General features: G+C 68.5%; 9 protein-coding genes and 1 tRNA gene. 2 read left to right on the top strand and 8 right to left on the bottom strand.

The window, feature by feature from the left end; translation table 11 throughout:
* Window positions 1-104 precede the first annotated feature (104 nt).
* Complete coding sequence (locus AC01Y6_RS03090; RefSeq protein ID WP_476670172.1) at window positions 105-962, top strand: LysR family transcriptional regulator; 858 nt, start codon at window positions 105-107, stop codon at window positions 960-962.
* Here AC01Y6_RS03090 and AC01Y6_RS03085 read toward each other — a convergent pair.
* From AC01Y6_RS03085 to tkt, 8 genes are read right to left on the bottom strand one after another with little or no spacing between them, the layout of a single operon-like run.
* Window positions 940-1,380: a phosphate-starvation-inducible PsiE family protein gene (locus AC01Y6_RS03085; protein ID WP_347240497.1), complete on the bottom strand. Its 441-nt coding sequence runs from the start codon at window positions 1,378-1,380 to the stop codon at window positions 940-942. The genes AC01Y6_RS03090 and AC01Y6_RS03085 overlap by 23 nt on opposite strands.
* 4 nt (window positions 1,381-1,384) lie before the next feature.
* Window positions 1,385-1,654: a hypothetical protein gene (locus AC01Y6_RS03080; protein WP_347240496.1), complete on the bottom strand. Its 270-nt coding sequence runs from the start codon at window positions 1,652-1,654 to the stop codon at window positions 1,385-1,387.
* Between the two features lie 10 nt (window positions 1,655-1,664).
* On the bottom strand, window positions 1,665-1,937 hold the full coding sequence (locus tag AC01Y6_RS03075; protein ID WP_428720191.1) for an annexin VII: 273 nt from the start codon (window positions 1,935-1,937) through the stop codon (window positions 1,665-1,667).
* A complete protein-coding gene (locus AC01Y6_RS03070; protein WP_476670171.1) occupies window positions 1,925-2,236 on the bottom strand; it encodes a Dabb family protein in 312 nt (103 codons plus the stop codon). Before AC01Y6_RS03070 ends, AC01Y6_RS03075 begins: the two co-directional genes overlap by 13 nt.
* A complete protein-coding gene (locus AC01Y6_RS03065) occupies window positions 2,221-2,973 on the bottom strand; it encodes an HAD-IA family hydrolase (protein WP_428720190.1) in 753 nt (250 codons plus the stop codon). Before AC01Y6_RS03065 ends, AC01Y6_RS03070 begins: the two co-directional genes overlap by 16 nt.
* Window positions 2,961-3,560: a class II fructose-bisphosphate aldolase gene (locus AC01Y6_RS03060; protein WP_428720189.1), complete on the bottom strand. Its 600-nt coding sequence runs from the start codon at window positions 3,558-3,560 to the stop codon at window positions 2,961-2,963. Before AC01Y6_RS03060 ends, AC01Y6_RS03065 begins: the two co-directional genes overlap by 13 nt.
* A 23-nt stretch (window positions 3,561-3,583) precedes the next feature.
* Entirely contained in the window at window positions 3,584-3,766 is a 183-nt protein-coding gene (locus AC01Y6_RS03055; RefSeq protein WP_347240491.1) for a hypothetical protein, read from the bottom strand.
* Between the two features lie 2 nt (window positions 3,767-3,768).
* Window positions 3,769-5,724, bottom strand: coding sequence for a transketolase (gene tkt, locus AC01Y6_RS03050; protein WP_476670169.1), 1,956 nt, complete (start codon window positions 5,722-5,724; stop codon window positions 3,769-3,771).
* 166 nt (window positions 5,725-5,890) lie between these two features.
* Between tkt and AC01Y6_RS03045 the strand changes: the two genes are divergently transcribed.
* Window positions 5,891-5,967 (top strand) — tRNA-Arg (locus AC01Y6_RS03045).
* The last annotated feature ends 33 nt before the right edge of the window (window positions 5,968-6,000 follow it).

The raw sequence follows: 6,000 nt of genomic DNA, 5'->3' as shown, positions 1-6,000 counted from the left end.
CCGCATCGCTGAGGTCGCTGGGGTAAGATCGTCTGAGAGTCACCCCTTAAGGATACCACCCTTTTACGACAGCCTCTAAGTTGCCTAACCCTGCCGCCTTAAGGGTGTTCGTCACCGTGGTGGAGGAAGGGGGGGTGGGCCGGGCCGCCCTGGCCCTGGGCATCACCCAACCGGCGGTGAGCCAGTACCTCAGGACCCTCGAGGACCACGTGGGCCATCCCCTCTTTGAGCGCCAGGGACGGCACCTGGTCCTCACCCGGGTAGGGGAAGCCCTCCTTCCCGAGGCCCGGCGGGTGGTGCAGGCCCTGGAGGAGTTCCAGCGGATCTCCCAGGCCATGGGCCGGCTGGAGATAGGGGAGGTCACCCTGGGAGCCTCCACCACCATGGCCACCTACGTGGTCCCCTTCTTCCTGAAGAAGTTCCACGAGGAGCACCCCGGGGTACGGGTCCACCTGGAAAGCGGGAGCTCCGAGCGCCTGGCGGAGCGCTTGCTGATGGGGGAGCTGGAGCTCGCCATCGTGGAGGGGGTGGAGCGCTGGGAAGGCTACGAGCGGCACCTCTTCTACGAGGACGAACTGGTGGTCATCGTCCCGCCGGACCACCCCTGGGCGGGCCGGGAGGAAGTGCCCCCAGACTGGCTTCAAAGGGAAACCCTGGTGGTGCGCAAACCGGGCTCCATGACCTGGCGGGCCCTGGAGCGGGCCTTTGAACAGGCCAACCTAGAGCTCAACCCCACCTTCTACACCGACAACAACGAGGTCACCAAGCGGCTGGTGCTGGCGGGGGCCGGGGTGGGCATCGTGAGCCGGGTGGTGGTCCAACCCAACCTGAAGGTGGGCAACCTCAGGGCCCTGCGCCTGGCCCCGCCGGTGGGGGAGATCCGCCGCTACTTCTGGCTGGTTTACCCCAAGCGGGTGGCCAACCCGGCGGCCCAGACCCTCATTGCCCTCCTCCGGTCCTGACCAGGCGGATGGCCAGGGCGAAGGCCACCACCATGAGGGAAAGAAGCCCGAGCTCGGCCAGAACCGCCATGAAGGCAGGGTCTTCCAGATCGAACTTCTCCACCGCCTCGGCGGTGAGGACCAGGACCCGCCTGGTGGCGGCGATGATGCCGATGACGAGGAAGGGGGTGGCCTCGATGGTCCCCTCCTTGGCGAAGCGAAGCAGGGTGTAGAGGATCTCCGCCAGCATCAAGGCCAAAAGCACCCGGTCCAGAAGCCCCAAGGCCACCTTCCCGTAATCCCCCTGCAGAAGGTGAAGAACCCCTTCCCAAAAGGCGGTGAGGAGGAGCGCCGCCGCCCCGGCGGCGATGAGGAAGCCCGCGAAGAGGTAGATGGTCGTCTCGGCGCTCTGGAGAAGGCGGAAAGCGTCCCGTTTCACCCCCTTAGTCTACGTCGTTGAGGTAGTCGGGCTCCCCGTGTTCCTCCAAAAAGCGCTTGGCCTCGTAGGGAGGGCGCACCTCCTCCAAGGAGGCCTTGGGGCCCTCCATCCAGTGGGGCAGGGCGGTGGGAGGCGGGGCCTGGAACCCGTAGAAGTAGTAGAGGACGTAAAAGCCCCGCTCGTCCTTCAGGACCACCGCGTCCCCATACCCGTCCTCCAGCACCTTCACCGCCATCGCCTTGGCCTTGGCGTAGGGAAGCTCGTCGTACTCCACACCTCACCTCCTACTTGGACTCGTTGACGAAGAGGGTGTAGCCATGGGCCTCCAACCAGCGGGCCTGGTCGTAGGGCGGGCGAAACCCCTCGGGCGAGGGCTTCGGGCCCTCCACCCAGTCAGGGGTCTCCTCGGGGTGGGGCGCCTTCCGGCCGTAGAGGGAGAAGAAGTAGTAGAGGGCGTAGTACCCTCCTTCCCCCAGGAGGACGAGGCCCTCCCCCACCCCGTCCGCCAGCACCTTCACGGCCTTGGCCTCGGCCTCCCGGTAGGTCAGCTCCCGCACGGGGGCACCTCCAGGAGGACCCGGTAATCGGTGGTGATCCGGTCCTTGGCCATGGGGCGAAAGACCCGGTCGGCGAACTCCACGTGCAGGGGATGGTGGCGGTAGCGCTCCACCACCTCCGGTCCCGAGAAGACCACGGAGAGGAAGTAGCGGTACCTCGGCCCCTCCCCCAGGGCTTCCCCAAAGCGGAGCCCCACCACCCCGGGGATCCGCAAGAGGACCTCCCGGGCCTCCTCGGCCATGCGCAGGACCTCCTCCCTCGAGGCCTCGGCATTGAACACGATCAGGTGCTCCACCATCTCCGCACCTCCTCCAAATAAACCAGGTCCACCATCACCCTCTCCCCCTCCCTGGGGCCCCGGAGGACAAGCCCCGGGTTCCCCTCATCCCCCAGGTGGTTCAGCACCGCCTGGGCCTCGGAGAAGTCCTGGTCCGAGGTGTAGAGGCCCGGCGTTACCAAAACGGGAAGCCCCGCCCCCCGGGCGGCCAGGAGGCCGTTAAGGGAATCCTCTACCGCCAGTCCCTCTCCCGGCTCCAGGCCCAGGGCCCCCAGCGCCCGAAGGTAGATGGCCGGATGGGGCTTTTTCTCGGGCACCGCATCCCCCGCCAGCACCAGGTCAAAAACCCCCCTTAGCCCCGTGCTTTCCAAAAAGGCTTCCACGTTCTCGGGGCTCGTGGTAGTGGCCAGGACCAGGGCCATCCCGGCCTCCTTGGCCTCCCCTAGAAGCCTCGCCACCCCGGGCCGCAAAGCCACCCCTTCCTCCCGCAAAAGCGCGTGGTAAAGGGCGTTCTTCCTGGCGTGGAGCCGGGCCAGGGCCTCGGGGGAAAGCCCCGGGCAGTCCCCGCACCGCCTTAGGAAGGCGGCGATGCGCTCCTTGCCCCCCGTGGTCCAAAGGAGCTCCCCGTAGAGGGCGCGGTCCCAGCGGAAGGGAAGTCCCGCCTCGGCGAAGGCCCGGTTGAAGGCCTCCCGGTGAAGCTCCTCCGTCTCCGCCAGGGTGCCGTCCAGGTCAAAGAAGAGGGCCTTCAATCCCACCATAGCCGCATCCGGGCCTCTGCAAGCCCCCTGAGGGCCTCCTTCATCCCGGCCACCAGGGCGAGGTAGTCCTCCCCCTCCCCCTCCTTGAGGGTCTCCGCCGCCTTAAGGGCCAGGTCGGCGTAGAGGTTGATCTTGCGAATCCCCCGCTCCACCACCGCCCGGTACTCCTCCGGGGAAAGCCTCGAGGCCCCGTGGAGAACCAGGGGGACCGGAAGGCGGGAAAGCTCCTCCAAGAGGGCCAGGTTGAGGCGGACCGGACCCTTGTGCAGGCCGTGGCGGGTGCCGATGCTCACCGCCAAGGCGTCCACCCCGGTCTCCTCCAGGAAGCGCCAAGCCTCCTCGGGGTCGGTGTAGGCCACGGGGCCCAGGTCCACCTCCCCGCCATACCCCCCGGGCACCGCCCCCACCTCTCCTTCCACCGTGGCCCCAAAGGCCCGGGCCACCTCCACCGCTAGGCGGGTCTTGCGGATGTTCTCCTCCAGGGGCAGGTGGCTCCCGTCCAGCATCACGCTGGTGAAGCCCAGCCGCAAGGCCTCGGCCACTTGGGAAAGGCTCTCCCCGTGGTCCAGGTGCAGGGCCACGGGCACCCGGGCGCTTTCGGCCAGGAACCTCAGGCCGGGGCAAGGGCGGGCAGGGGAGGTCCCCCCAGGTGGGGGGCCACGCTGAGGACCACGGGAAGGCCCAAGGTCTCGGCCCCCTCCAAAACGGCCTCGGCCCACTCCAGACCCACCACGTCAAAGGCCCCCACGGCCCGGCCCTTTCCTGGAAGCACCTCCCGCAAGGTGGCCAGCATGGCTAAAGCAGGGAAAGGAGGGCCTCCGCCACCCTCTCCGGGGTGAAGCCGAGCCGCTCGTAGACCTCGGGGTAGGGGGCGCTGGCCCCGAAGCGGTCCAGGCCCACCACCTTCCTCGCGTACCGCTCCCACCCCAGGCTGGCCCCCGCCTCCACCGCCACCACGGGAAGCCCGGGGGGGAGGACCTCCTTCCGGTAGGCCTCGGGCTGCGCGGCGAAGAGCTCAAAGGAGGGGAGGCTCACCACCCGCACCCCTACCCCCTTCTCCCGGAGGAGGGCCCTCGCCTTCAGGGCCAGGTGCACCTCGCTCCCCGTGGCCACGAGGACCCCTTGGGGCTTTTCGGCGTCCTCTAGAACATAGCCTCCCCGCAAAAGCCCCTTGGCCTTCTCCGGGGAAAGAAGCGGCACCGCCTGGCGGGTGAGGACGAGGGCGGTGGGGCCCTCCTTGCGCTTTAGGGCCACCTGCCAGGCGTAGAAGGTCTCATAGGCGTCCGCGGGGCGGATGACCCAGAGGTTCGGCATGGCCCGAAGGCTCATGAGGTGCTCCACGGGCTGGTGGGTGGGGCCGTCCTCGCCGAGGGCGATGGAGTCGTGGGTGAAGACATAGACCGTGGGGGTTCCCATGAGGGCGGCGAGGCGGATGGCGGGGCGCATGTAGTCGGAGAAGACGAGGAAGGTCCCCCCGTAGGCCCGGTACCCCCCGTGGAGGTTGAGGCCGTTCAGGATGGCCCCCATGGCGTGCTCCCGCACCCCGAAGTGGAGGTAGCGGCCTAAGGGGTTCTCGCGGGAAAAGTCCTCCATCCCCTCGGCCTGGGTGTTGTTGGAGGGGGTGAGGTCGGCGCTTCCCCCCAAAAGCTCGGGCATGCGGGGGGCGAGGAGGCTTAGGACCCGGCCGCTCGCCGCCCGGGTGGCGATGGGCTTGTCAAAGGCCGGGGGCGCCTCGGGCAGGGGCGGAAGCTCCCCTTCTAGGCGCCGCACGAGCTCCTGGTAAAGGTCCGGGTACGCCCGGGCGTAGGCCTTTAGGCGCCGCTCCCACTCTTCCTTAAGCGCCTTTCCCCGCTCCCTCTGGTCCATGTGGCGGTAGACCTCCTCGGGCACCGCGAAGGGCGGGTAGGGCCAGCCGAGGGCCTTCCGGGTGGCCTCCACCGCCTCAAGGCCCAAGGGCTCCCCGTGGGCCTTGGGGGAGTCCTGCTTGGGGGAGCCGAAGCCGATGTGGCTCCGCACGGCGATGAGGGTGGGGCGCTCGTCCAGCTTGGCGAGCTTGATGGCCTTGCGGAGGGCCTCGAGGTCGTTGGCGTCCTCCACCTTTAGGGTCTGCCAGCCGTAGGCCCGGTAGCGCCCGAGGACGTCCTCGGTGAAGGCGAGGTCGGTGGGGCCGTCAATGGAGATGCGGTTGTCGTCCCAGAAGACGATGAGCTTGGAAAGCCCCCAGTGCCCCGCTAAGGAGGCCGCTTCCCCGGAGACCCCCTCCATCAGGTCCCCGTCCGAGGCCAGGACGTAGGTGTAGTGGTCCACCACGGGGTGCCCCGGGCGGTTGAACTCGGCGGCGAGCTTCCTCTCCGCCAGGGCAAGCCCCACGGCGGTGGAGATCCCCTGGCCCAGAGGCCCCGTGGTCACCTCCACCCCCGGGGTGTGGCCGCGCTCGGGGTGGCCCGGGGTCTTGGAGCCCCACTGCCGGAAGCCTTTCAGCTCCTCCAGGGGGAGGTCGTAGCCCGTGAGGTGGAGGACGGCGTAGAGGAGCATGGACCCGTGCCCCGCCGAGAGGACGAACCGGTCCCGGTCGGGCCAGGCGGGGTCTAAGGGGTTGTGGCGCAGGACCTCCCGGAAGAGGAGATAGGCCAGGGGGGCCATGGCCATGGGCATCCCGGGGTGGCCGCTTTTCGCCTTCTCCACCGCATCTATGGCCAGGAAGCGGATGGCGTTCACCGAAAGGGCGGTGAGGTCCTTGGTCTCGGTCATGGTTCCCTCCAGGGTACGCTCCCGTGAAGCCGGGCACAAGGTGGCCTCGAGGCCCAAGAGGATAAAGGAGCGCTTATGGAAAGCCCCCTTCCCCCGGGAAAGACTATACCCGCGAAAGCGGGTGTTGCCTTGGGCCTTCGGGAGTGCTAGAATCCCTTAGGCGTGGGCGCCCGTAGCTCAGCAGGATAGAGCGGGGGCTTCCTAAGCCCTAGGTCGGGGGTTCGAATCCCTCCGGGCGCACCAGACCCCAAGGCCCCGCCCCTGGCGGGGCCTTAT

This window comes from Thermus sp. (genome assembly GCF_056332225.1).
Note: the sequence above shows the minus strand (reverse complement) of the source record. Positions and strands in the feature narration are given on the sequence as shown.

Bases quoted from the DNA above. Each gene is read 5' to 3' on its own strand.
- AC01Y6_RS03055 (WP_347240491.1), bottom strand. From the start codon at position 3,766: ATGCTGGCCACCTTGCGGGAGGTGCTTCCAGGAAAGGGCCGGGCCGTG.
- AC01Y6_RS03065 (WP_428720190.1), bottom strand. From the start codon at position 2,973: ATGGTGGGATTGAAGGCCCTCTTCTTTGACCTGGACGGCACCCTGGCG.
- AC01Y6_RS03070 (WP_476670171.1), bottom strand. From the start codon at position 2,236: ATGGTGGAGCACCTGATCGTGTTCAATGCCGAGGCCTCGAGGGAGGAG.
- tkt (WP_476670169.1), bottom strand. From the start codon at position 5,724: ATGACCGAGACCAAGGACCTCACCGCCCTTTCGGTGAACGCCATCCGC.